Source organism: Duganella sp. GW821-FHT01E12 (assembly GCF_059422325.1).
On record NZ_JBWKWR010000004.1, the window covers coordinates 67151 to 91422 of the forward strand.

Here is a 24272-nt window from a genome sequence, read left to right on the forward strand (position 1 = left end):
CGTCATTCCCGCGCAGGCGGAAAGTCATTTTCCCCAGTGGGGAAAAGTCATTTTCCCCAGTGGGGAAAATGACGGGGGCTTAGGCGGCGGTGCGGAGCGGGGCGCTCAGCGCCTGTTGCGACGGCTTGCGCTGGGCGAGCCTGGACACCGGCGCCGCGCGGCGGTCGGCGGCCAGCTTGAACACGCCCACCAGCTGCACCAGCTGATGCGCCTGGTCCTGCTGCGCTTCGGCCGCGGCGGCCGCCTGTTCGACCAGGGCGGCGTTCTGCTGCGTCACCGTGTCCATCTCGGCGATGGCCTGGTTGATCTGCTCGATGCCGGCTTCCTGCTCGTGGCTGGCGATGCTGATCTCGCCCATGATCTCGGTGACGGACTTGACTGCGGCGACGATCTTTTCCATGGTCGCGCCGGCCTCGCCGACCAGCTCGGTGCCGGTGGCGACCTTGCCGACCGAGTCGTCGATCAACGCCTTGATCTCCTTGGCCGCGGCGGCCGAGCGGTGCGCCAGCGTGCGCACCTCGGTGGCCACGACCGCGAAGCCGCGGCCCTGTTCGCCGGCGCGCGCAGCCTCGACCGCCGCGTTCAGCGCCAGGATGTTGGTCTGGAAGGCGATGCCGTCGATCACGCTGATGATGTCGACGATCTTCCTGGCCGATTCGTTGATCTCGCCCATGGTGTGGACCACGTCGGCCACCACGGCGCCGCCGGCGACGGCGGTCTGCGAGGCGGTGGCGGCCAGCGTGTTGGCCTGGCGCGCGCTCTCGGTGTTCTGCTTGACGGTGGCGGTCAGCTCCTCCATCGACGAGGCGGTTTCCTCCAGCGAGCCGGCCTGCTGCTCGGTGCGCGAGGACAGGTCGAGGTTGCCGGCGGCGATCTCGGTGGCGGCCGTGACGATGGAATCGGCGCCGCCGCGCACCTGGCCGACGATCTCGGCCAGGCTGTCGCGCATGGCGGCGATCGCGAACAGCAGGCTGCGCTGGTCGCCGCTGCGGGTGGCGATGGGCACGGCCAGGTCGCCGGCCGCGATCCGGCTGGCGATGCCGGCCACGTAGTCCGGCTCGCCGCCGAGCTGGCCCAGCAGCTTGCGCGAGATCAGCATGGCGCCCGCCACGCCGGTGGCCAGCGACAGCAGGCCCATCGCGATGGCCAGGTTGCGCGCCTGGACGTAGGTGGCGTCGGCCTTGACGCGGCTCGTTTCCATGGCCTCGCTCTGGTGGGCGATCAGCGCGTCCAGGCGGTTCATATAGGCCGACTGCAGCTCGCGCATCTGGTTCAGCATGTAGTCGACGGCGCCGTCGACGTCGCCGGCGCGGCGCTTGCGGATCACCTCGTCCAGCGCGGCCTCGTAGGGCGTGCGCGCCGCCTGCAGCGCGGCGAACATCTCGCGTCCGGTCGCGGACTTGACCAGGCCGGCCAGCTTTTGCGTGGCGGCCTCGATGTCCTTGCGCTTGTCGGCGATCACGTCCAGTTCCTTGGCGGCCTTGGCGTCGTCGCGGATCAGCAGGGCGTTGCGCAGCGAGCGGGCGATCCGGTTGCTGTGGTTCATCAGCGCCTGCGCCTGCGCCACCTTGGTGTAACTGTCGGCGACGATGGCGTCGGTGCCGTCGTTGAGCTTGCCGAGGCTGGCGATGTTCTGCACGCTGGCGATGGTCAGCATCAGCAGGATGGCGCCGAAGCCCAGCCCCAGCCGGGTGCTGACTTTGAGGTTCTTGATGTTCATGTCGTGATTCCGTTTCTCGTGAAAACGTGCGTCCCCGCAGGGCGGGGCTGGACGCGTTGGCGGGTGCAAGGCCAGGGAAGGCTGGCGACCGCGGGGCTTGGGCGGATCGGCCGTGCGTCAAGTTGTGGGCCGTTAATATACATTAAGATTTATTCCAGAGCAATTAATTGCGTTGGAGCGGGAGGGGGCATGCTATGATCGAAAATCCCGCTTTCTTGCGAAATACACTACTCATGGCCCATCGATTCCACCGCCGGCTGTGTGCCGCTTGGTTGATGTTGGCGCTGGCCGGTACGGTGTCGGCGCAGCAGACCAGCTATACCTTCGGCGTGGTGCCGCAGGAGTCGGCGTCGCAGCTGGCCGTCAACTGGACGCCGGTGCTGACGGCGCTGTCGGAGCAGGCCGGCGTCAAGATCAGCTTTGCCACCGCGCCGGACGTGCCCACCTTCGAGCGCCGCCTGGCGGCCGGCGAATACGATTTCGCCTACATGAACCCCTATCATTTCGTGGTCTACCACGCCAAGCCCGGCTACCGGGCGCTGGCGCGCGCCAAGGGCGAGCGGCTGCGGGGGATGGTGGTGGTGCGCAAGGACAGCCCGCTGCGCGAGCTCAGGCAGCTGTCCGGCGCCACGCTGGCCTTCCCGACTCCGGCCGCCTTCGGCGCGACCCTGCTGGTGCAGGCCGAGCTGCGGCGCCAGGGCGTGCCGTTCAAGGCCGCCTTCGTCAAGTCGCACAACTCGGTGTACCGCGACGTGGCGCAGGGCCTGTATCCGGCCGGCGGCGGCGTGCCGCGCACCCTGGACCTGCTGGACCGCCGCATCGCGCGCGAATTGCGGGTGTTGTGGACCAGTGCGCCTTTCACCACGCACGCCATCGCCACCCGTGCGCAGCTGGACCCGGCCGTGCGCCAGCGCGTGCTGGCGGCGATGATGCAGATGAACCTGGACCCTGTGCAGCTCAAGCTGCTGGCCGGGATAGGCTTCGACGGCTTCGAGCCGGCCCAGGACCAGGACTGGGACGACGTGCGCCGCCTGGCGATCTCGCCGGCCGACGCCCGGATCCAGGAATAAGCCATGCGGCTGGCCCTGAGCTTCCGCGCCAAGACCATCCTCGGCATCGCGCTGATCGAACTGCTGCTGCTGGGCGTGCTGGTGTTCAGCGTGCTGCATTTTTTGCGCGAGTCCAACGAGCAGCAGGTGCTGCGCCATGCGCGCGTGACGGCCGAGACCTTTGCCGCCATGTCGCGCGACGCGGTGATCAGCCACGACCTGGAAGGCTTGCAATCGTTCGCCCGCCAGCTCAGCAGCACCGAGGGCACGCTGTACGCGCAGGTGCTCGACGCCGACCAGCGCGTGCTGGTGGAGGCGGGCCAGCCGCAGGCGCTGGCCAAGCCCTTCGTGCCGCACGCGTCCCTGTCCGAGGCGGCCGACGGCATGTTCGCCGTCAGCAGCCCGGTGGCGGTGGCCGGCGTCACCTACGGCAGCGTGCGGCTCGGGCTCGATGTCGCCAGCCTGGAGCAGACGCTGGCGGCGGCCCAGCGCTGGAGCCTGGGCCTGGCCGCGCTGGAGATGGCGATGGTGGCCCTGTTCTCGCTGCTGCTGGGGCGCTATCTGATCCGCCAGATCGCGCAGTTCACGCACGGCGCGCAGACGATCGCGGCCGGCCAGCTGGGCGGCCAGCTGGCGGTGGTGGGCAACGACGAGATCGCCCAGGCCACGCGCGCCTTCAACCACATGTCGCAGGCGATCCAGCAGGGGCGCGAGACGCTGGAGGCGCGCGTGCGCGAGCGCACCGAGGAGCTCTCGCGCGAGCGCGACGCGGTGCTGGTCGAGCGCAACCGGGCCGAGGCCGCCACGCGCGTCAAGAGCCAGTTCCTGGCCACCATGAGCCACGAGATCCGCACGCCGATGAACGGCATCCTCGGCATGCAGCACCTGCTGCGGCTGACCGAGCTGAGCCCGCAGCAGCGCGACTACGTCGACAAGACCTACGCGGCGGCCCATTCGCTGCTGGGCATCCTCAACGACATCCTGGATTTTTCCAAGGTCGAAACCGGCAACCTGGTGCTGGAGCAGGTGCCGTTCAACCTGGAGCAGATGCTGCGCAACCTGGCGCTGATCCTGGGCACCAGCGTGCAGGACAAGCCGGTCGAGGTGCTGTTCGACCTCGACCCGGCGCTGCCGTCCGAGCTGCTGGGCGACGCGCTGCGGCTCAACCAGGTGCTAGTCAACCTGGCCGGCAACGCGGTCAAGTTCACCGAGCGCGGCTCGGTGGTGCTGGGCGTGCGCCTGCTGGACGGCGACGACCGCCAGGTCCGGCTGCACTTTGCCGTGCGCGACACCGGCATCGGCATCGCGCCCGAGCAGCAGGGCAGCATCTTCGATTCCTTCACCCAGGCCGAAAGCTCGACCACGCGGCGCTTCGGCGGCACCGGCCTCGGCCTGGCGATCAGCCAGCGGCTGGTGCGCCTGATGGGCGGCGAGCTGCAGGTGGAGAGCGCGCCCGGCGCCGGCAGCACGTTTTCGTTCACGCTGTCGTATGGCCGGGGGGCGCCGGGCGCGCCGCGCGCGGACCTGCCGTTGAAGGTGCTGGTGGTGAGCGCCGGCGAACAGTCGCGCCAGCTGCTGCAGGCGATGATCGCCGGCTTCGGCGGCCAGTCCGACCGGGTCGCCGACCTGGCCGGCGCGCTGCCCCTGCTGCGCGCCGGCGGGACGTATGAACTGTTCCTGTTCGACGGCGTGGACAGCTGGGACGGCGTGGTGCGCCTGCGCCGGCTGACGGCGGCGCCGTTCGTGGCGCTGGCCGCGGCCGAGGCCACGCACGGCCTGCATCAGCGCATGCAGCAGGATGCCGGCGTGCTGGACCAGGTTCTGATGAAGCCGCTGACGCCGGCCATGCTGTACGAGGCGCTGCAGGCGCTGGCGCAGCGGGACGGCGCCGCGAGCGCGGCGTCGCCCGCCGCCGTGCCCGCTGCGGCGCCGGGGCTGCGGCTGGCCGGGCTCAGGCTGCTGCTGGTGGAGGACAATCCGCTCAACCAGCAAGTCGCCTGCGCCTTGCTGCAGCTGGAAGGGGCGGAGGTGGACGTGGCCAACAACGGCCGCGAGGGCGTGGATCAGGTGATGAGCGGCCCGTTCTACGACGCCGTGTTGATGGATATGCAAATGCCGGTCATGGACGGCAACGAGGCCACGCGCCTGCTGCGCGCGCATGGCTACCGCAGCCTGCCCATCCTGGCGCTGACGGCCAATGTGCTGGAAGTCGAACGCGACGAATGCCGCGCCGCCGGCGTCGACGACTTCATCGCCAAGCCGATCGAATTCGAAGACATGGTCGCCATGGTGGCCCGGTATTGCGCCCCGGCCGTGTACCGGGCCTGAAAAAACGCGCCGCTGGTAGCGTTTCCATTCTACACTTGGCGTTCTATTCACTTTGCCAAGGTTGATGGAACATCATGCGCGCCAACTCTTCCCGTCTGGACGTGATCGACGCCCTGCGCGGCTTCGCCATTGTCTCGATCATGCTTCTGCACAATATCGAGCACTTCGATTTCTATTTTGTTCCCGCCGGCTTGCCGGCCTGGCTGGTGGCGGTGGACAAGATGATCTGGGACAGCCTGTTCTTCCTGTTCGGCGGCAAGTCGTACGCGATCTTTGCGCTGCTGTTCGGGCTGACGTTCTACATCCAGGATCACAACCGCGAACTGCGCGGCGAAGATTTCCGCGCCCGCTTTGCCTGGCGCATGGTGTTATTGCTGGGATTCGGCCTGTTCAATTCCATGTTTTATCACGGCGACATCCTCAGTATTTATGCCGTATTGGGCCTGGCGCTGATTCCGGTGGCGCGTTTGCGCAGCGGCGCGGTGTTATGTGTCGCTGTGTTGTTATTGTTATTGCCGCACGCCTGGGTCGAATTCTTCCAGGCGCTGCCCAATCCGGACGAGAAACTCGCCGATCCGGCGTCATGGGCATATTTCGGCCGCGCAGAAAAATACATGGCGCATGGTTCCGCACTCGACGTCTGGCTGGGAAATTTAAGCAACGGCAAAATCGGCGTCATACGCTGGAGTTGGGAAAATGGCCGCATATTCCAGATTCCGGCTTTATTTATGTTGGGTATGTTGGCGGGCAGAAAAGGGCTGTTTATTCCCTCCATTCCGAACAAGATATTCTGGTGTAAAACACTGGTCATTGCTGTCCTGGCGTTTATGCCGCTCTATCTTTTGAAAAGTAATCCCGACCTGTGGCATATCGGCGCCGCGCTGCGCCGGCCTTTATTGGTGATAGTGACGTCGTGGTCGAATGTGGCGTTCATGGCGGTGCTGGTATCCGGCTTCACGCTGCTGTCTTATGCGGGCAATTGGTTGGGCATATTCTCGCCGTTGGGCCGCATGAGTTTAACCAGTTATGTGGTGCAATCCATTGTCGGCACGTCGATTTATTATGGCTTCGGCCTGGGGATGTATCAATATACCGGCGCCAGTTTCGCGCTGGCGATAGGATTGACGCTGGCGGTGCTGCAACGGCAGTTCAGCGTCTGGTGGCTGGCCCGGCACAAGCAGGGGCCGCTTGAAACGCTGTGGCACAAAGCCACCTGGATCGGCGCCCGGAGCGAAGCCATGCCAAATATTGGCGCGAATATACCAAAAAACAGCTTGTGAAGGGCGAGCGGCGGCGATGGCTGATCAAGGTCTTATTCGTCGTCGGGAGCGATCCAATGAATGCGGCCATGGCCGGCCTCATTCAATCGGCTGATTAAAGGCGCGGCTGCGCTTTCGGGTAGGCTGAATTCGAACTGCACGTGGTCGGAATGCGCCACATTATCGAGGCTGGCGCCGGCCAGTTCAATTTCGCGGCGAACCAGGCCTTCCATCGCATAAGGCGCGGTGCAGGTCAGATAATGCAGCTTGATAATCGCGATTTTCTCGGATTTTAATAATGCCTGGGCCACGCTGTCGGTATAAGCGCGCACCAGACCGCCGGCACCCAATTTAACACCGCCGAAATACCGCACCACGGTGGCTAATACACCTTCCAGGTCCTGGTGGCGTAATACGTCGAGCATGGGGCGGCCCGCGGTTCCACTCGGTTCGCCGTCGTCGACCGCGGCAGATTGGCCCCCGGCTAATAATGCCCAGCAGACGTGGGCGGCGCCCGGATGTTGCGCCCATAATTCGGCCACCACTTTTTGCGCGGCGCTCCGATCCGTCATGGGCTGAACGCAGGCAATAAAGCGGCTTTTTTTAATCAGCAATTCGTGGTGAACGGCTGTGGCGATGGAGAAGGGCATGGCGGGATTTCTGGCACGGCGGCGGTATAAACCGGGCTATGGTGCCAGAAATCCGGAGGAAAGACAAAAACGCGCTTAGCGGTTGCTGATTTTGAGGCCGTCGCTGTCGGTGAAGTTGCCGAGGACGACGATAATAAAATCGATCAGCGCCCAGATGCCGAAGCCGCCGAAAGTGAACAGCATTAACAGGCCGGTGCCGATTTTGCCGACGTAAAAGCGGTGCACGCCCAATACGCCCAGGAAAAAGCACAGCAGCACGGTGACGACATAATCCTTGTCCGAACGCGGGCCGGAGGCGGCGCTGGCATGTTGCGGCGCGCCGCAATGTGGGCAAGTCGGTGCTGTCTCGTGAATCTCTTTGCCGCAACCGCGGCAGAATACCATGCCCATGTTTTCCCTTTTTGTTTTGTCTATGTTGTTGTAGGCTGGATTGCCTAGGCGGAATATTATAGGTGGGCAGCCGCCTTAGCTTTCTCACCAACTGTAACGATCTGCTAAAATTCCAGCCCACCTACCAGACCATCCCATATGAGCAATTCCTCTCCCGCGCCGCACCACTCCGCCACAGACAGCGATCAGGGGGAAGACGACGACCTGATGCGCCGGCTCGGCCTGAACGCCAAGGGCGTCGTGCTGGCGCGGCAGGAGGGCCGCGTGTTCCTGCGGCTGAGCGGAGTGGTGTCGTACCAGGGCTTGCAAGTGCCGTATGACCTGGTGCCGGCGCAGGGCGTGCTGGCCAAGGCGTCCAAGTGGCGCAAGATGGATGCGGACACCCGCTCCCAGCTGCTGCTGGAGCGCGCCAGCGACGCGGTCGGCGAAGAGCTGCGCGGCTATGTCGGCGTCTTCGTGCAGGAGATGGCCGACGCCTGCGACGATTGCGGCCTCGATGCGCAACCTTTCCTGGGCGCACTGGCCGACATGCAGATTTCCGAGCCGGCCGGCATCGTGTTCGACCGCATCCGGCAGCGTCTGGAGCACGCCGTCGAGCGCGACATGGAGGAGCAGCACGCCGAGCGCACCCGCCAGAGCATCAACCTGGCCGAGTATCCCGCCTCGTTCGACGTGGCGCGGCGCATGAAGCGGCGTTTCATCGCGCTGCTGGGCCCGACCAATTCCGGCAAGACCCACCAGGCGATCGAAGCGCTGGCCAAGGCGCCCAGCGGCGTCTACCTGGCGCCGCTGCGCCTGCTGGCGCTGGAAAACTACGAACGCCTGCAGGCCATGGAGGCGCACGGCAAGCCGCTGGCCGTCAGCCTGGTGACGGGCGAGGAGCGCCGCCTGGTGGCCGGCGCCACGCACGTGGCCAGCACGGTGGAGATGCTCGACACCCGCACCCCGGTCGACGTGGCGGTGATCGACGAAATCCAGATGCTGGCCGACCGCGACCGTGGCGCCGCCTGGACCGCCGCCGTCTGCGGCGCGCCGGCGCAGGTGGTGTACCTGGTGGGCGCGCCGGAAGCGCGGCGCGCCATCGAGGTGCTGGCCGAGCGGCTGGAGTGCGAACTGGAAGTCCACGTGCTCAAGCGCAAAGGCCCGCTGTCGATGGAGCCGAGCGCCGTGCGCAAGCTGAGCAATCTGCGGCGCGGCGACGCGGTGATCTGCTTCTCGCGCCGCGAGGTGCTGATGTGGCGCGACATGGTGACCGAGCTGGGCCTGTCGGTGGCCACCGTGTACGGCAACCTGTCGCCGGAGGTGCGGCGCGCGCAGGCCCAGCGCTTCCGCGACGGCGCGGCCGACGTGGTGGTGGGCACGGACGCGATCGCGATGGGCCTGAACATGCCGATCGCGCGCATCGTGATGACCACCTCGGTCAAGTACAACGGCTACGAGGAGGAAGAGATCCCGGCCGCGCTGGCGCGCCAGATCGCCGGCCGGGCGGGGCGCTTCGGCGTGCACGAGGAAGGCCTGGTGGCCGGCTACGACAACGAGACCCACAACGTGATGCGCTCGCTGCTGAAGGAGAAGCCGGTGCCGCTCAAGACCACCGGCTTCGCCGTGGCGCCGACGCTGGAGCATCTGCACCGGATCTCGTCGGTGACCAACGAGCACGCGCTGGCCAAGCTGCTCAAGCGCTTTGTGCACAACATCGACGTGCCGGACGGTTTCTTCTATCCGCGCATCACCGAGGACCAGTTCGAGCGCGCGGCCTGGCTCGACACGCTGGAGCTGACGGTGGCGGAGAAGTTCGCGCTGTCGCTGGTGCCGATCTCGTCCAAGGTGCCGTCGCTGCAGCGCGCGTGGGAGCACTGGGCCACAGCGCTGGCCGCCAAGAAGATCACGCCGATCAAGACCGAGCAGGTGCCCTTGCACTACATGTCGCTGCAGGAGGTGGAGGACGCCTGCCGCATGTATTCGGCCTACGCCTGGCTGGCCTACCGGCAGCCCGACTACTTCCCCGATACCGAGCGCGCACAGCAGTTGTCGCGCCAGGCGTCCGAGCGCGTGGACGCGCTGCTGCAGGATCAGAACTCCGCGCTGCGCAAGCGCCAGCCGAAGAAGTTCCGGCGCTGATGGCGCACGGCGACGGCGCCAGCGAGCGCATTGACGCGATTGACATCCTGCGCGGCATCGCGCTGTTCGGCGTGCTGATGGTGAACCTGGTGTCCGAATTCCGGGTGTCGATCTTCCAGCAGTTTCTGCCGCCCGATCCGGCCACCGGCATGCTCGATGGCTGGGTCGAAACGCTGGTGCGCGCCGGCTTCGAGATGAAGGCCTTCGCGGTGTTTTCCTTTCTGTTCGGCCTGGGGCTGGCGGTGCAGTTCGAACGGCTGGCGGGAACCGGTCGTCCGCGCTATTGGCTGACGCGGCGGCTGGCCGTGCTGCTGGTGTTCGGCCTGGTGCATCTGCTGCTGATCTGGAACGGCGATATCCTGACCGAATACGCGCTGGGCGGCTTGCTGGTGTTGCCCTTGCTGGCGGCGCCGGTCTGGGCGCTGGCGCTCGCGGCGGCGTGCCTGTTTGCGCTGTATCTGTTCATCGCCGTGGTGCCGGTCGGGATACCCTGGCCGGAAGCCGCGTGGTTTGAGCAGCATGTGGCGCTGGCCAACCAGGTTTGCGCATCGGGCAGCTTTGCCGAGCTGCGCCGCTTCAGCCTTGACGAGCTGCCCTACCTGCTGCCCTTGCACCTCTACGTCTTCCCGCGGACGCTGGCCTTGTTCCTGCTGGGCGCGCTGGCGTGGCGTAGCGGTGTTGCGCGGCAGCCGGGCGAGCATCGGCGCTTGTTGACCGCCGTCGCCGTGCTTGGCGTGGCGGGCGGCGCGGCGTTGTCGGTGCTCGACATGGCGGCGGGCATGGGCCAGACCCTGCTGGCCGCCGGCTATGCGGCGACGGTGCTGTTGCTGGCACAGGGCCGTCTGTTGCGCGCCTTCGCCCCCCTCGGCCGGATGGCGTTCACCAACTACATCGCCCAATCGCTGATCTTCGGCTACATCTTCTTCGGCTATGGGCTGGGGCAGTTCGGCCGCCTCGGCGCCGCGCCGGTGTTCCTGCTCGGACTGGGTGTGTACGCGGCGCAGATGGCGTTCAGTGCCTGGTGGCTGCGCCACTATCGCTACGGGCCGCTGGAGTGGTTGTGGCGGACCATGATGTACGGCGCCGTGCAGCCCATGCGCCGCACGGCTTGAGGCGGGCGCTCAGGCCGCGCGCGCGACCTTGTTCAGCACCAGCTGCTGGAGCGGCTGGTCGTGCTGGTCGCAGCGGGCGCGCAGCAGGGCCAGTTCCAGCGTCTGCTTGTTGGCGAAGGCATCTTTGATGGCTTCCTTGTACCAGTGCGGGTCCAGCGATTCGGTGGCGCCGGCGTGGGATTTGCGGTCGATTTCCTGCTGCAGATTGACCAGGCAGTCGTACGGATCGATCGCCACGCCGAAGTGCTGCTGCATCAGGCCGCGCAGCTTGACGATGTCCTGCACGCTGGTCTTCTTGTCGTAGAGGTAGGTGCCGATGAAGGCCGCGATACCGAGGACGGCGACGGCCATGCCGCCCAGGCTGACGCGGTCGGAAATCGGGTCGCGCGCAAACAGCAGGGCGATGACGACGGCCACCGGCAGCCAGACCCGCAGGTAGCCGCACAGCACCGAGCGCCAGTTCAAGCCGTTCAGTTCATAGCAAGCGTTGGTCTTGCTCTCGACGTAGTAGCTGGCCCTTGGTATCAAAGGCAGGTACCAGAGATGGCCGAAGACGGTCTTGATCGAGATATTGCCGACGTTTTGTACCGAGCCATAGCTCCGTTTGCCCCAGATGAATAACATTTTGTGCCCTTTATGCAATATTGGGCTGAATAATACAGCAATGATGCCATGGAGAAATACGTACTTTCTCACCAACCATGCGCCATCAAGCTGCCAAGCTCGGCTATCATGGCGGCCGGTTGGCGTAAGCTGGATGTTTAGGAATGGGAATGAATGCAGCAAGGGGAGGGGCCGGCGCGGTTCCGCCGCAGTTTGGTTTGATTAATCTGTTGAAGGCCGGTGCGGCGCAGTTGATTGTCCTGCACCATCTGGCGTTTTACGGCCCGATGTCCGATCAGGTGCGGCCGCTGATGCCGGAATTGATCGACTGGCTGGCCGGTACTGCGCGCATCGCCGTGCAGGTGTTCCTCGTCATCAGCGGCTTCCTGCTGGCCAAATCGCTGTCGCCGGCCGGTGCCGCCGGGCTGGCCGATCCGCTGGGTGCGATCCGCCGGCGTTACGCCAAGCTGGCGCCGCCGTTCATGGCCGCCACCCTGCTGGCCGCCGTCGCCTCCTCCTGGGCCGGCAACTGGATGACCCACAGCTCGGTCTCCGCGCCGGCCACCCTGAGCCAGCTGAGCGCCCATGCGCTGCTGCTGCATGGCGTGCTGGGCTATCCCTCCTTGTCGGCCGGCGCTTGGTATGTCGCCATCGATTTCCAGTTGTATGCGCTCACGGCCGTGGCGCTGTGGCTGGCGGGCCGCGTGGCAGGCCAGCGCGCCATGCCGTGGCTGGTGCCGGCCATGGCCATGCTGGGCATCACGGTATCGCTGCTGCATTTCAACCTCGACCCCGACTGGGACAACTGGGCGCCGTATTTCTTCGGCAGCTACGGCCTGGGCATGATGGCGTGGTGGGCCAGCGACCGCCGCCGCGCGCCCGGCGCCGTGGCCCTGCTGCTGGCGATGGCGCTGTTGCCGGTGTCGGCGGCCTTGTTCCTGGATTTCCGCAGCCGCATCGCGCTGGCGCTGGTGGTCGCCTGCCTGCTGTACCTGTTCGGCCGCGCGGAGACGGTGTCGGCCGGACGCGCCTGGGCCGTCGTCAACGGCCTGGGGCGGATATCGTACTCAGTGTTCCTGATCCATTTCCCGGTCTGCCTGCTGGTCAACGCGGCGTTCAGCCGCTTCGTGCCGGAGGGGCCGCTGTGGCAGGGCGGCGGCATGCTGCTCGCGTGGGCCGCCAGCCTGGCCGCCGGCGCCGCGTTTTTCCGCTGGGTGGAAACGCCGCTGGGACGCGCCGTCCAGCTGGCTACCGCGAAGGGCCGCCAGCGCCCCGGTCTATCGTTGCCTTCAGTGCTGTCGTGACCGCCTCGGCGATATCGTCCTGCACCATCAGCAAGTCGTCGACCGGCTTGTCATAGGTTTCCGACCACAGGACGAAGCCGTTGTCTGCCTTCATCAGGCGCGCCGCGACGCGTAAGGTGTTGCCCGATTTGCGCACGCTGCCGTCGAGGATGTAGAGCACGCCCAGCTTGCCCGCGATCTCGGCGACGGGCGCCGGTTTGCCCTTGAAGTAAAACGCCGCGCTGGGCGCCGGCACCTTGTAGCCCGGCAGCTTGCTGAACCTGCCGATCAGTTCCTCGGTCATGCCGTCGGCGAAGGTTTCATTGGACATGCCGTCGGTCAGGTCCGCGAACGGCAGCACGGCGATCGACTTCTGCGGCGGCAGCGCGGGCGCCGTGGCGTGCCGCTCGGTCGCCAGCGTGTTGTGCAGCCAGAAGACGATGCCGATCAAAATCGGGATGCAGGCCGTGGCCAGGAACACCAGGCGGCTGCGCGTGGCGTGCGAGGGCGGTGGCGGGGGCGCGGCCGGCGCGGCGAGCTGGTCCGGCTCGCGCCAGGGGCCGACCTCGGCCACCAGCTTGTAGCCCTGGCGCGGCACGGTGACGATGTAGCTGGCCTCGCCCAGCACGCGCCGCAGCGAGGCGATCGCCTGGTACACCGAATCGGGCGTGACGATCACGCCCGGCCAGACCTGGCTCAGCAGCTCGTCCGCACTGACGAGCTCACCCGCGCGCCCGGCCAGACAGAGCAGCAGGCGCAGGGTGCGCGGATCGAGCCGCACGGAGTCGCCGCCGCGCGCCATCTCGCCCGACGCGGTGTCCACACACCATGCCCCGACGCGGAACTTGGCCATCGCTGAAGTTTCCATGCCGCTCCGAAGATTTGTATTTTTGATAGCGTTGCATTATAGCCCGCCCTTGCGCCGCGCATTTCAGAGACTTTCAGAACTCTTTCAGACGAATTTCAGGACTTGCGGCGCCGCCGGCGGCATTGTGGCGGCTCACCACATTGAAGGAGTTCCCGATGAAATACCTCTTGCTGCCGCTGTTCTCGCTGATCGCCCTGCCTGCCGTCTGTGCGGAGACGCTGACGATCGATCCCTATCACAGCGCCGTCGTCTTCAGCTGGGACCATCACGGCTACACCAACCCGGTGGCCCGCTTCGAGAAGATCGAAGGCCAACTGGTGCTGGATGAGGACTTGAGCAAGTCCTCGGTCTCGGTGAAGCTGGCGGTCGACGGCCTGCACACCGCGGTCGCCGCCCTCGACCAGCAGCTGAAAACCGCCGAGTTTCTCGACGCCGCCACCTTCCCCGACATCACCTTCAAGAGCACCAGGATCGAACAAGGGCCGATGGACAGCCTGAAGATCAGCGGCAATCTGTCGCTGCACGGTGTGACCAGGCTGGTGGTCCTGGACGGCAGGATCAACAAGATCAAGCGCGACCCGATGGGGAAGGAGACCGAGGCCGGCTTCGAGGCGATGGTCAAGCTGAACCGCGCTGATTTCGGCGTCAACAAGTATTTCCCGAACACGGCGCGGGAATTGACGGTTCACATCACGCTGGGCGCGAATTCGGAAGGCTCGTAAGCAGCGGCCCGGCGCCCGTCACAGCTTGACGCTGAGCTGAACCGCCACGGTGCGCGGCGATACCGGGATGTCGAACGGCAGCGCCAGGCCCGGCGCCAGGCTGGGCTCGCGCGCGTCGGCATCGAACAGGTTGCGCACGGTGGCGGTCACGGTCCAGCCGTGCGGCAGCTGCCGGGTGAGGGACGCATCCACGGTGCGGTAGTCGGCAACGGGCGCGCGCGCGTCGCCGGACGGGCGGCGCCGGCCCGCGACCCAGTTCAGCTGCGGACTGAATTGCCAGCCCGGGCCGAGGGTCCAGTCCAGGCGGGTGTTGGCGTGATGGCGCGGCGCGTAGCCCGGATCGCTGTGGGTGGCCGTGTCGTGCGCGTTCTGGCGCGCGTAGTTGGCCTGCCAGCGCAGGCCGGGATTGAGCTCCCACGCCAGTTCGACTTCGCCGCCGTTGCCGTCGATGCCGCCGCTGTTCTGGTAGGTGGCGCCGGGCGCCGGCGCCGGGTTGGGCACGGAGCGTATCAGGTCTTTCAGCGTGTAGCGGAACAGGCTGAGATTGATGTTCAGGTCGGCGCGCGCCTGCCAGGCCAGCGCGGCCTCGGTGGTGGTGATGGCCTCCGGCCGCACCTGCGGGTTGCCCATGTTGACCGGGTTGATGCCGGTCTGTTCGTTGAAGCTGGGCGAGCGGAAGGCGCGGCCGTGCAGCAGCTTGACCGTGATGTCGAGGTCGGCGTCCCACACCAGCGCCAGGCGCGGGTTGGTGGTGCCGCCGAAGTCGGAGTAGTCGTCGTGCCGCACGCCGGCCGTCAGCGCCCAGTCGCGCGCGAACTGCCACTCGTCCTGCGCGTAGACGTAGTTGATCTTGCGGCGCTGCGGCCGGATGTGCGGCTGGATGGGGCCGTAGTCGATCACGGCGCCGGTCGGGATCGGTATGCCTACCGGACTGATCAGGAAATTCTTCAGCGTCTCGACCCCGTACAGGTAGAGGTCGTCGTGGCCCGCGCCCAGGCGCAGCGCGTGCCGGCTGATGCCGCTATAAGTGGCAAAGGCCGAGCTGCGCAGATTGCGTTCCCAGCGGCCGGGGCCGCCGATCATGCCGTTCGGGAACAGGTTGGGGCCGATGCGCGCGCCGGCCGGGAACAAGCCCAAGCCGTCCGGCGATTGCTCGGTGAAAAACATATAGCTCAGCGAACCGCCCACGCCCCAGTCGTTGGCGAAGTCGGGCGCGGTCCACGACAGCTCGCTGGCCGCATAGCCGCTGCGCGGGGTGTGGTCGGGATCGAGCGCCGAATTGACGCCGAGGCCGGTGCCGACGTCGCTGCGCCACTTCAGGTTGGTGCGCCAGCGCCAGCGCTGCCAGGACAGGTCGAGGCTGCCGTCGTAGGCCTTGTAGCCCGTGTTCATCGGGCCGGGGGCCTTGCTCACATGCGTGCCGAAGCGGCGGTCGTTCAGCGTTTGCGCATCGGCTTCGACCAGCGTGCCGGCGCCGTCGGTGCGGCCCACCTGCAGGAACGCGGCGATGGACAGTTGGTCTTGCTTGTGGCCGTATTCGAGCCAGGCGTCGCGCGCGTTGAACGAGCCGGCCCGCGCGCCCACGCGCAGCCCCGGCATTTGTTCCGCCGTCTTGGTGATGATGTTGATGACGCCGGCAAATGCGTCGGCGCCGTACAGCGCGGAGCCGGGGCCGCGGATGATCTCGATGCGCGCCACGTTGGTCAGCGGCATGCTGGCCCACATATTTCCCTTGTCGCCGTTGTAGTCGGTGTTCATGCGCAGGCCGTTGAGCAGCACCAGCACCTGGGGATTGGTGACGCCGCCCGCGCCGATGCCGCGGATGATGTAGTTGGGCGCATACATGGTCGCCACCCGCGTGACGTGGATGCCGGCCACCGCCTCCAGCACATGGTCCAGGTCGGTGGCGCCCATCGCGGCGATGTCCTCGGCCGTGACCACGGAGGCAACCGCCGGCGCGCGGCGCAGCGGCTGGGCCGAACCGGTGGCCAGGCTGATGGCGGAGCGGTCCATGCCGTACAGGGCGAGGTCTTCATCCTCCGGCTGGGCTGCTGCAAGCGACAGGGGATGCCAGGCCGTCAAAGCCAGGGCGACCAGCCAGGCTGGTGGAAAATCTGCCATGCGTGCAGCGCGCGGAAAAAGGAGCGGTTTCATTTCGAAAGTCGAGCAACAGCAGATGCTCCACAATACACGGCGCTTGGCTCTTTAACAATTGACTGTTGTCAAAGCGCATCAGGAGGCGGGCCCGGCTGACGGGGCGCCTGGGCTGAATTTGTTGCATTGTAGAACTTACAAATATATTTCTTGCACTTATCTGGCAAGGCTGATATCTTTCGGTCCTGCATTCAGGAAATTTAAATTTCAAAATAGAAATTTTTGCCAACCTTGCCAGAACCATACAATGAAAACCACCTTTAAAATTGCCTTGTTGAGCACCGCCCTTGTCGCCGCTGTCGCGCAGGCTGGTAATCCCCATTCTGGTCCTGGCACGTCCAGCGCGAAAGACGTCAAGCTGGCCGGGGACAATGCGGACAAGTACGTGCTGGTCCTGGGGGCCAACTTCAACCCCATCCAGTCGACCCAGGGTTTCGACAGCGCCTTTGTGAGCGCTTCCGGTACGGCAGCCAAGGGCTGGAGCCTGGCTGAGACGGTCGAATTCAACGATAAGACCAACTCGCTGACGTTCTTCGACAAGGCACCGACCGACGGCCTGACCTTCTCCTTCACGGAGGCGGCCAACCACATCAGTGGTACCTGGACGGTCACCAACACCAGCGCGACCAAGAACACCACGCTGGACCTGGCCTTGTCCTTCCATGCCGGTAACAACGTCGGCAGCTTCCTGTTTAACGACCAGGCCATCCTGGCCGGCCAGAAGCTGACCGGCAGCTGGGCCATCAATTGGCTCAACAACGTCAAGAGCCCGGACAGCATTCCCGGCTTCTCGAATATCGGTTTCTACACTGGAGAGCGGTCGTACTTCACGTCGCCCGTGCCTGAGCCGGAAACCTACGGCATGCTGCTGGCCGGCCTGGGCCTGATCGGCTTCGTCGCCCGCCGCCGCCGCGCCAAATAAGCGCTTCACGCAAAATCAAACGCCAGCTTGCTGGCGTTTGATTTTGCGCGGCTTTTGTTGCATGGCTACTGCTGCGGCTGATCGGCTTCCCGAATGAAGTCGATGAAGGCGCGCAGCGGTTCCGGCACCAGCCGGCGCCCCGGGTAGTAGAGGAAGGGGCCGGAGAACGACAGCCACCACGGCTCAAGCACCGGCACCAAGGCGCCGCTGGCGAAATGGGGGCGCAACCAGTCCTCGAACAGATACACGATGCCGCTGCCGCCGATCGCCGCGTCCACCAACAGGTCGGCGATCGCCCCGCTCTGCACATGCAGCGGACCTTCGGCGTCGATCTGCAAGGTCTCGCCGTCGCGGGTGAATTCCCATGGCGGCATGGCCCGTCCGGCGAAGCGCAGGCGCAGGCAGTCGTGCTGCAGCAGGTCGCGCGGATGGCCGGGGTGTCCGCGCCGGCCGAGGTAGGAGGGCGACGCGGCCGCGGCAAAGCGCTGGATGCGCGGGCCGATGGGAACCGCGATCATGTCCTGCTCCAGGCGCTCGTCGTAGCGTATGCCGGCGTCGCAGCCTGCCTCCAGCACGTTGACGAAATTATCGTCAGCAGTGATGTCGAGCCGGATCTCGGGATAGGCGGCCAGGAAGCGCGGGACGAGCGACGGCAGTATCAGCCGCGCCCCGCTGACGGGGACGTTGAGCTTGAGCGTGCCGCTGGGACGGCCGCGGTAATCGTTGACGGCATCGAGCGCGGCCTCCACTTCCGTCAGCGCGGCGCCGAGCCGGGTCCGCAGGCGTTCGCCCGCTTCGGTGGTGGCGACGCTGCGCGTGGTCCGGTGGAGCAGCCGCACGCCGACTTGCGCCTCCAGGCGGCGCACCGCCTCGCTGAGTCCCGATGCGCTGAGCCCGCTGGCGCGTGCGCCTTCACGGAAGCCTTTTGCATTGGCGACGGCGAGAAACGCGGTGAGGTCGGCGAGGTCTATTTTCACTGTGCGGATTTTCGTACGGGGTGTGTTGATTATACCTACTTATCGAACGCCGGCTGCGCGTCTACACTGGCCTCTGTTCAAACAGAAGGAATTCAAATGCACCAGTCCTACACCACTTTCAAGCTCGGCAGCCGCACGGTCAACCGGGTGGGCTACGGCGCCATGCAGCTCGCCGGCCCGCACGTTTTCGGCCCGCCGGCCGACCGCGCCGGCGCCTTGGCCGTGCTGCGGGCGGCTGTCGAAAACGGTATAAATCATATCGACACCAGCGACTTCTACGGCCCCCACGTCACCAACCAGTTGATACGCGAAGCGCTCCACCCCTATCGCGACGATCTGATCATCACCACCAAGATCGGCGCGCGGCGCGGAGCGGATGCCTCCTGGCTGGCCGCCAGCTCGCCCGATGAACTGAGGCAGGCAGTACACGACAACCTGCGCAACCTGGGCCTGGGCGTGCTGGAGGTGGTGAACCTGCGCGTGATGATCGATCCGATGCAGCCAGCCGAGGGCTCGATCGAGGAACCGCTGACCGCGCTGGCCGAGCTGCAGCGCCAGGGCCTGGTGCGCGAGATCGGCTTAAGCAACGTCACGGCGGCGCAGGTGGCGCAAGGGCGCGGGATGTGCGAGATCGTCTGCGTGCAGAATCACTACAACCTGGCGCATCGTCAGGATGACGCCCTGATCGATGCGCTGGCGAAGGATGGCATCGCCTACGTGCCGTTCTTTCCGCTGGGTGGATTTTCGCCGTTGCAGTCGGCGACCTTGTCGGCCGTCGCCGCACGGTTGCAGGCGCAGCCCAACCAGGTGGCGCTGGCGTGGCTGCTGCGCCGCTCGCCCAACATCCTGTTGATTCCGGGGACGTCGTCGCTGGCGCATTTGCGCGAGAATATCGCGGCGGGTTCCTTCGTGCTGCCCGATGACGCGCTCGCCGAACTGGATCGCATGGCGCCGCGCTGAGCCGCGCACCGTCGCTGTTGTGGTTTTGCAACTAAACGAAAGTTGTAAGTTCGTCGATATTGTCAATCGAAAGGTTTTTGTGTAAGGAATCTCCCTGATTTGTCGATATTCTTTCTTTTTGTTGACCGTGAATTATTTGTATCCTACATTTGACCGTGGTTAATTTACGAAAGAGAAAGATAACGAAACAAATCGGGAGAGTCTGCATGAAGAAGTCACCTGGGGTACGCGTTGCCGCTGTTTGTAAATCTCTGCTTGTCCTGAGCCTGCTGTCCACCGGCGCCTTGATGCACGGCGCCCACGCCCAATCGATCACCGGCGGCTTGTACGGTTCGGTACCGGAAGGTACAGCCGCCGAGAAAATGAGCGTGACGGTCACGAGCGCGCAGACCGGCTTCAGGCGCGACCTGCAAATCGATGCGCAGGGGCGCTACAAGACGTCGGGCCTCAACCCCGGCCTCTACACCGTCACCTTCAAACGGGGCGAGACGGTCATCGGCGAGCGCCTGGTCAGCGTGAAGCCGAACAGCGAAACGGCGGTGGTTGCCGTCGCGGCGGAAAACCAGGGCGGCAAGGACGCGCAGGCCATCGTCACCGTGAGCGGCCACTCGGCGCAGACGGCGGTGCTCCCGATCGACGTGTCCACCCCGGAGCTGTCGAGCCATTACAGCCGCGAGCTGATCAATACGCTGCCGCTCGGCGGGGCGGCCAACGCCGAATCCATCGCGCGCCTGCGCTCCAACGTGCGCTACGACCAGAACACGACCGGGCTGGTGCAGCTCGGCGGCGCCTCGCCGGCGGAGAACCGCTACTACCTCAACGAGTTCGACACCACCAACGACCGCACTTTGCTGGGCGCCAACCGCCTGCCGCGCGAGGCGATCCAGGACACGGAGGTGATGGCGGGGAACTTCGGCGCCTCGTGGACCAACGCCACCGGCGGCATCATGGCGCAGACCGTGCGCCAGGGGACGAACAAGTTCCAGGCCGGCTACTCGCTGTACTACACGCCGGGCACGTCGGGCAATCTGATGCCGCCGGAAAAGGACATCCGCGACGGCCAGGGCGGCTATTATCGCTACGCCTCCAACAACCGCACCGAGGCCAGCACGACGAACTACCTGTGGGCCTCGGGCGCGCTGATCAAGGACAAGCTGTTCGCCTTCGCGCTGCTGGGCGACAAGCTGCCGTCGCGCAGCTACACCTACAGCCAGAACCGGCAGACGGTGTCCGACTCCAGCAGCAAGAACGCGCTGCTGAACCTGACCTGGAACATCAACGACGACCACACGCTGAACCTGACCGGCTCGCGCACCTGGAGCCGCACCAGCACCGACACCTACCGCCTGCAGTCGGACTACACGACCCAGGTCGGCGCCTACTCGTCGAGCTCGTCGTCGCCGGTGACGGAGCGCATGCTGATCGCCAATTACCACGGCAACCTCACGAACAACTTGTCGGTGCGGCTGATGGGCGGCTTCCTCGGTCAGCTCAACGACCGCGCCCACGGCGCCGAGGACATTCCCTACGTCGATTCGTACAACAGCCAGAACCAGAAGACCACCAACATCGGCATCCAGGACCGCACGGTGAACTTCCGTCCCGACGACTACTGGCGCCGCGGCTACAAGGGCGACGTGACCTGGAACCTGGACCAGCACAAGATCGTTTTCGGCGTCGAGTTCTACAAGCACTTCCTCGGCCAGGACTGGCACACGCCCACGGCCGGCTGGTACACCTACTACGATCGCCCGAGCGCCGTGCAGCTGGCCAACGGCGAGCAGGTCGGCGGCAAGTACGTGGGCTATTACTTCAACCGCGAGTACGGCCGCATGGTGTCGCAGAACAAGGCGGCCTATCTCGAGGACTACTGGAAGGCGGGCGACAGGGTGACGCTGTATGGCGGACTGCGCTTCGACAAATTCATCAACAAGGATGCGCTGGAGCGGCCGCTGTTCTCGTTCCCGATGACCTCGCCGCGCCTGGGCGTGGCGTGGGACGTGAACGGCGATTCCAGCCTGAAGGTCGGCGCCAACCTGGGCCGCTATTCGCTGGCCATGCCGTCCAACTTCAGCTTCGGCGTGGGCGAGTCGCATCTGGAGCAGCGCAAGTGGTACCGCTACAGCGGCATCGACCCGGTCAGCAAGGCGCCGCTGGGACTGACGCAGATCGGCTCCACCTACACCATGCCGGGCCGCGACGGCATTCCGCCGGAGGCCTACCAGGTGGCCACGACCAACCTCAAGGCGCCTTACCAGAACGAGTTGCAACTCTACGTGCAAAAGGCGCTGGGCCGTGGCTGGGTGGGGCAGGCCGACTTCGGCTACGCCGACCTCAAGCGCGTTATTAACTCCACCTGCTACGGCCAGGGCATCGGCGACTACGCCAACGCCCACGGCTATCCGAACTACCGCAGCGACTACGAGTGCTTCGAGCTGAACCCCGGCGAGGACGTGACCGTCACGCGCGATTTCCGCGGCGACGGCAAGCTGGAGTCGCTGACCATACCGGCCTCCGCGTTCGGCCTGCCCAAGCCCAAGCACAAGTACATCCACCTGACGCTGGACGCGAACCACGCGCGCAGCGCGGCCGAGCCCTGGTACCTCAACCTGAGCTACACCTTTACGCGCTCGTTCGGCAACGACAACGGCTTCCTCAACCTGGAGAACCGCAATGCCGGCTACATCGGCCAGACCGGCATCTATGACTTCCCCGAGACCGCGCTCGGCGCCAGCGGCAACCTGACCAACGACGTGCGCCATGCGTTCACCACGTCCGGGGTCTACTACTTCCCGAACGGCCTGCGCACCAGCGGCGTCGTGAGCATGCACAGCGGCGAGCCGGTCAGCTGCTTCGGCCTCAAGCCCGACGTGAACAGCCTCTCCTACAACTGGGGCAGCTGGGGCCACTACTGCGACGCCAGCACCACGCCGGTCGGCGTCAAGACGGCCGGCACCAGCGGACGGCTGCCGTTCTTCTGGCAGTTCGACCTGGGCGTGGGCTACGACGTCAGCGTCGGCGCGCACAACAAGCTGAGCATCGACGTGAGCATCCAGAACCTCACCAACCGCCGTGGCGTCACCGACCGCTACAACACCTACAGCGCCGATGTGAACGCGGACAATACGATCGTGCCGGATGTGAACTGGGGCATCCCCAGCCAGTACCAGACGCCGCGCAGGGTATCGTTCGCGCTGCGCTACAACTTCCAATGACCTAGACCGGAGACGCTACCTTGAAATACTCGAAACCCCTGCAGGCGATCTTGCTGGCGCTGGCCATGACCGGCACGCTGGCGACGGCGGCCGCGCCGGCCGCGCGCGCGCCGCACTTCGCCATCGACGGCGCGCAGTTCAAGCTCGACGGCAAGCCCTACATCATCCGCTCCGGCGAGATGCACTATCTGCGCGTGCCGCGTGCGGCCTGGCGCGAACGGCTGCGCATGGCGCGGGCGATGGGGCTCAACACCGTGACCACCTATGCCTTCTGGTCGCAGCACGAGCCGCAGCCGGGACAGTGGGACTTCTCCGGCCAGAACGATCTGCGCACCTTCATCAAGACTGCCGCCGAGGAAGGCTTGAACGTCGTGTTGCGGCCCGGTCCCTACGTGTGCGCCGAGGTGGATTTCGGCGGCTTCCCGGCCTGGTTGCTGCGCACGCCGGGGCTGCGCGTGCGCTCCATGGACACGCGCTATCTGGAGGCCAGCACCCGCTACTTCCAGCGTCTGGCGAAGGAGGTGGGGGATCTGCAGAGCAGCCGTGGAGGCCCCATCCTGATGCTGCAGATCGAGAACGAGTACGGTTCCTTCGGCCGCGACCATGACTACCTGCGGGCCGTGCGGACGCAGCTGCGCAAGGCCGGCTTCGACGCGCCGTTGTTCACGTCCGACGGCGGCGCCGGGCGGCTGTTCGAAGGCGGCACGCTGGCCGATGTGCCGGCCGTCGTCAACTTCGGCGGCGGCATGGACGACGCCAAGGGTTCCATCGAAGAGCTGGCCGCGTGGCGCAAGCAAGGTCCGCGCATGGCCGGTGAATACTGGGCCGGCTGGTTCGACCACTGGGGCGAGCAGCACCACCGCCAAAGCCCCGAGGAGGCTGCGCGCACGGTGGACTGGATGCTATCGCAGGGCGTCTCGTTCAACCTCTACATGTTCCATGGCGGGACCAGCTTCGGCTGGCTGGCGGGCGCCAACTCGTCGGGCACCGAGCCCTACATGCCCGACACGACCAGCTACGACTACGACGCCGCGTTGGACGAGGCCGGCCGTCCGACGCACAAGTATCTCGCGCTGCGCGAGGTCATCGGCAAGCATGTGAAAGAGGCGTTGCCGCCGGTGCCGTCGGCGCCGCAGCCGCGCGCGGTGCCAGCCTTTGCGCTGAAGCCGGCGGGTGGCCTGCTGCCGCAGCTGGAGATGCTGTCCCAGGCCCGGCCTTCGCGCTGGGTGCGGGCGATGGAGGAGTTCGGCCAGAACTACGGCTACATCCTTTACCGCAAACACCTGGACGCGCCGGCCAAGGGAAGCCTTGTGCTGGAAGGGCTGCATGACCAGGCCACTATTTTTGCCGACGGCCGCGTGATCGGCCGCATGGACCGGCGGCATGGCGAGAGCAAGCTGGCGGTGGACCTGCCGGCAGGCGCACAGATCGACTTGCTGGTGGAGGCCATGGGGCGCATCGGCTTCGGCCCTAGGCTGGTGGACGACAACAAAGGCATTACGCGCGCCGTGAAGCTGAATGAGGACGAGCTGGAGGGATGGATGGTCTATCCGCTGCCGATGGATGCCGCGGCGCTGAAGCGCCTCCCTGTGGCGGCGGCTGGCGACCCTGCGGCGCCGGGCTTCTGGCGCGGCACGCTGCAGCTGGACAAACCGCTGGATACCTTCCTCGACACGCGAGGCTGGGGCAAGGGCCAGGTATGGGTCAACGGCCACCACCTTGGACGCTTCTGGGAGATCGGCCCGCAGCAGACGCTCTATCTGCCTGGCTCGTGGTTGAAGGAGGGCGGCAACGAGGTGTTGGTGTTCACCACCGAGCAGCCCACCGCGACCACCATGCAGGGCTTGGCCGATCCGGTCTTCGATACGCCGCAGCCACGCTGAGCTAAGAACGGCACGGGAGGACGGCTGCTGCCATCCCGTGTCTCGGCCTCGGGCAT

The 24272-nt window shown here is 65.8% G+C and carries 18 protein-coding genes; 11 read left to right on the forward strand and 7 right to left on the reverse strand.

Annotated features, from left to right (window positions below; genetic code table 11):
- Positions 1–79 precede the first annotated feature (79 nt).
- Positions 80–1720: a methyl-accepting chemotaxis protein gene (locus AC07WS_RS13440; protein WP_494729573.1), complete on the reverse strand. Its 1641-nt coding sequence runs from the start codon at positions 1718–1720 to the stop codon at positions 80–82.
- Between the two features lie 233 nt (positions 1721–1953).
- Between AC07WS_RS13440 and AC07WS_RS13445 the strand changes: the two genes are divergently transcribed.
- The 3 genes from AC07WS_RS13445 to AC07WS_RS13455 all read left to right on the forward strand — a co-directional run bounded on the left by AC07WS_RS13445 (position 1954) and on the right by AC07WS_RS13455 (position 6377).
- Positions 1954–2790 carry a phosphate/phosphite/phosphonate ABC transporter substrate-binding protein gene (locus AC07WS_RS13445; protein ID WP_494729574.1) on the forward strand — a complete coding sequence of 279 codons (837 nt, stop codon included), beginning with the start codon at positions 1954–1956 and terminating at the stop codon, positions 2788–2790.
- A gap of 3 nt (positions 2791–2793) precedes the next feature.
- Positions 2794–5097, forward strand: a complete 2304-nt coding sequence (locus AC07WS_RS13450) for a HAMP domain-containing sensor histidine kinase (RefSeq protein WP_494729575.1) — start codon at positions 2794–2796, stop codon at positions 5095–5097.
- 74 nt (positions 5098–5171) lie between these two features.
- Positions 5172–6377: a DUF418 domain-containing protein gene (locus AC07WS_RS13455; RefSeq protein WP_494729576.1), complete on the forward strand. Its 1206-nt coding sequence runs from the start codon at positions 5172–5174 to the stop codon at positions 6375–6377.
- 32 nt (positions 6378–6409) lie between these two features.
- Here the strand turns inward: AC07WS_RS13455 and AC07WS_RS13460 are convergent, their stop codons facing one another.
- Complete coding sequence (locus AC07WS_RS13460; RefSeq protein WP_494729577.1) at positions 6410–7006, reverse strand: IMPACT family protein; 597 nt, start codon at positions 7004–7006, stop codon at positions 6410–6412.
- Positions 7007–7081: 75 nt separating this feature from the next.
- On the reverse strand, positions 7082–7396 hold the full coding sequence (locus tag AC07WS_RS13465; protein ID WP_117015264.1) for a TM2 domain-containing protein: 315 nt from the start codon (positions 7394–7396) through the stop codon (positions 7082–7084).
- A 138-nt stretch (positions 7397–7534) separates the two neighbouring features.
- Here AC07WS_RS13465 and AC07WS_RS13470 point away from each other — a divergent pair, with 138 nt between their 5' ends.
- Together AC07WS_RS13470 and AC07WS_RS13475 are read left to right on the forward strand one after the other, a co-directional pair.
- Positions 7535–9517, forward strand: a complete 1983-nt coding sequence (locus tag AC07WS_RS13470; RefSeq protein WP_494729578.1) for a helicase-related protein — start codon at positions 7535–7537, stop codon at positions 9515–9517.
- Positions 9517–10629: a DUF418 domain-containing protein gene (locus AC07WS_RS13475; RefSeq protein WP_494729579.1), complete on the forward strand. Its 1113-nt coding sequence runs from the start codon at positions 9517–9519 to the stop codon at positions 10627–10629. Before AC07WS_RS13470 ends, AC07WS_RS13475 begins: the two co-directional genes overlap by 1 nt.
- Before the next feature lie 9 nt (positions 10630–10638).
- Here the strand turns inward: AC07WS_RS13475 and AC07WS_RS13480 are convergent, their stop codons facing one another.
- Positions 10639–11253: a hypothetical protein gene (locus AC07WS_RS13480; RefSeq protein ID WP_494729580.1), complete on the reverse strand. Its 615-nt coding sequence runs from the start codon at positions 11251–11253 to the stop codon at positions 10639–10641.
- Positions 11254–11396: 143 nt separating this feature from the next.
- Between AC07WS_RS13480 and AC07WS_RS13485 the strand changes: the two genes are divergently transcribed.
- Positions 11397–12536 (forward strand): acyltransferase family protein, encoded by a 1140-nt coding sequence (locus AC07WS_RS13485; protein WP_494729581.1) that lies wholly within the window; start codon positions 11397–11399, stop codon positions 12534–12536.
- On the opposite strand, the gene AC07WS_RS13490 is transcribed toward AC07WS_RS13485, so the two are convergent.
- A complete protein-coding gene (locus AC07WS_RS13490; RefSeq protein ID WP_494729582.1) occupies positions 12481–13383 on the reverse strand; it encodes a winged helix-turn-helix domain-containing protein in 903 nt (300 codons plus the stop codon). The genes AC07WS_RS13485 and AC07WS_RS13490 overlap by 56 nt on opposite strands.
- A 155-nt stretch (positions 13384–13538) precedes the next feature.
- On the opposite strand from AC07WS_RS13490, the gene AC07WS_RS13495 reads away from it, so the two are divergent.
- Positions 13539–14105 (forward strand): YceI family protein, encoded by a 567-nt coding sequence (locus AC07WS_RS13495; protein WP_494729583.1) that lies wholly within the window; start codon positions 13539–13541, stop codon positions 14103–14105.
- A gap of 18 nt (positions 14106–14123) precedes the next feature.
- Here AC07WS_RS13495 and AC07WS_RS13500 read toward each other — a convergent pair whose 3' ends face one another.
- A complete protein-coding gene (locus tag AC07WS_RS13500) occupies positions 14124–16226 on the reverse strand; it encodes a TonB-dependent receptor plug domain-containing protein (protein ID WP_494729584.1) in 2103 nt (700 codons plus the stop codon).
- A 280-nt stretch (positions 16227–16506) separates the two neighbouring features.
- Between AC07WS_RS13500 and AC07WS_RS13505 the strand changes: the two genes are divergently transcribed.
- Positions 16507–17181: an FxDxF family PEP-CTERM protein gene (locus AC07WS_RS13505; protein WP_494729585.1), complete on the forward strand. Its 675-nt coding sequence runs from the start codon at positions 16507–16509 to the stop codon at positions 17179–17181.
- 65 nt (positions 17182–17246) lie between these two features.
- On the opposite strand, the gene AC07WS_RS13510 is transcribed toward AC07WS_RS13505, so the two are convergent.
- Positions 17247–18158, reverse strand: coding sequence for a LysR family transcriptional regulator (locus tag AC07WS_RS13510; protein ID WP_494729586.1), 912 nt, complete (start codon positions 18156–18158; stop codon positions 17247–17249).
- A 96-nt stretch (positions 18159–18254) separates the two neighbouring features.
- Between AC07WS_RS13510 and AC07WS_RS13515 the strand changes: the two genes are divergently transcribed.
- From AC07WS_RS13515 to AC07WS_RS13525, 3 genes are all read left to right on the forward strand, one after another.
- Positions 18255–19118, forward strand: coding sequence for an aldo/keto reductase family oxidoreductase (locus AC07WS_RS13515; RefSeq protein WP_494729587.1), 864 nt, complete (start codon positions 18255–18257; stop codon positions 19116–19118).
- 206 nt (positions 19119–19324) lie between these two features.
- Entirely contained in the window at positions 19325–22333 is a 3009-nt protein-coding gene (locus tag AC07WS_RS13520) for a TonB-dependent receptor (protein WP_494729588.1), read from the forward strand.
- A gap of 20 nt (positions 22334–22353) precedes the next feature.
- Positions 22354–24216 (forward strand): glycoside hydrolase family 35 protein, encoded by a 1863-nt coding sequence (locus AC07WS_RS13525; RefSeq protein ID WP_494729589.1) that lies wholly within the window; start codon positions 22354–22356, stop codon positions 24214–24216.
- Positions 24217–24272 lie beyond the last annotated feature (56 nt).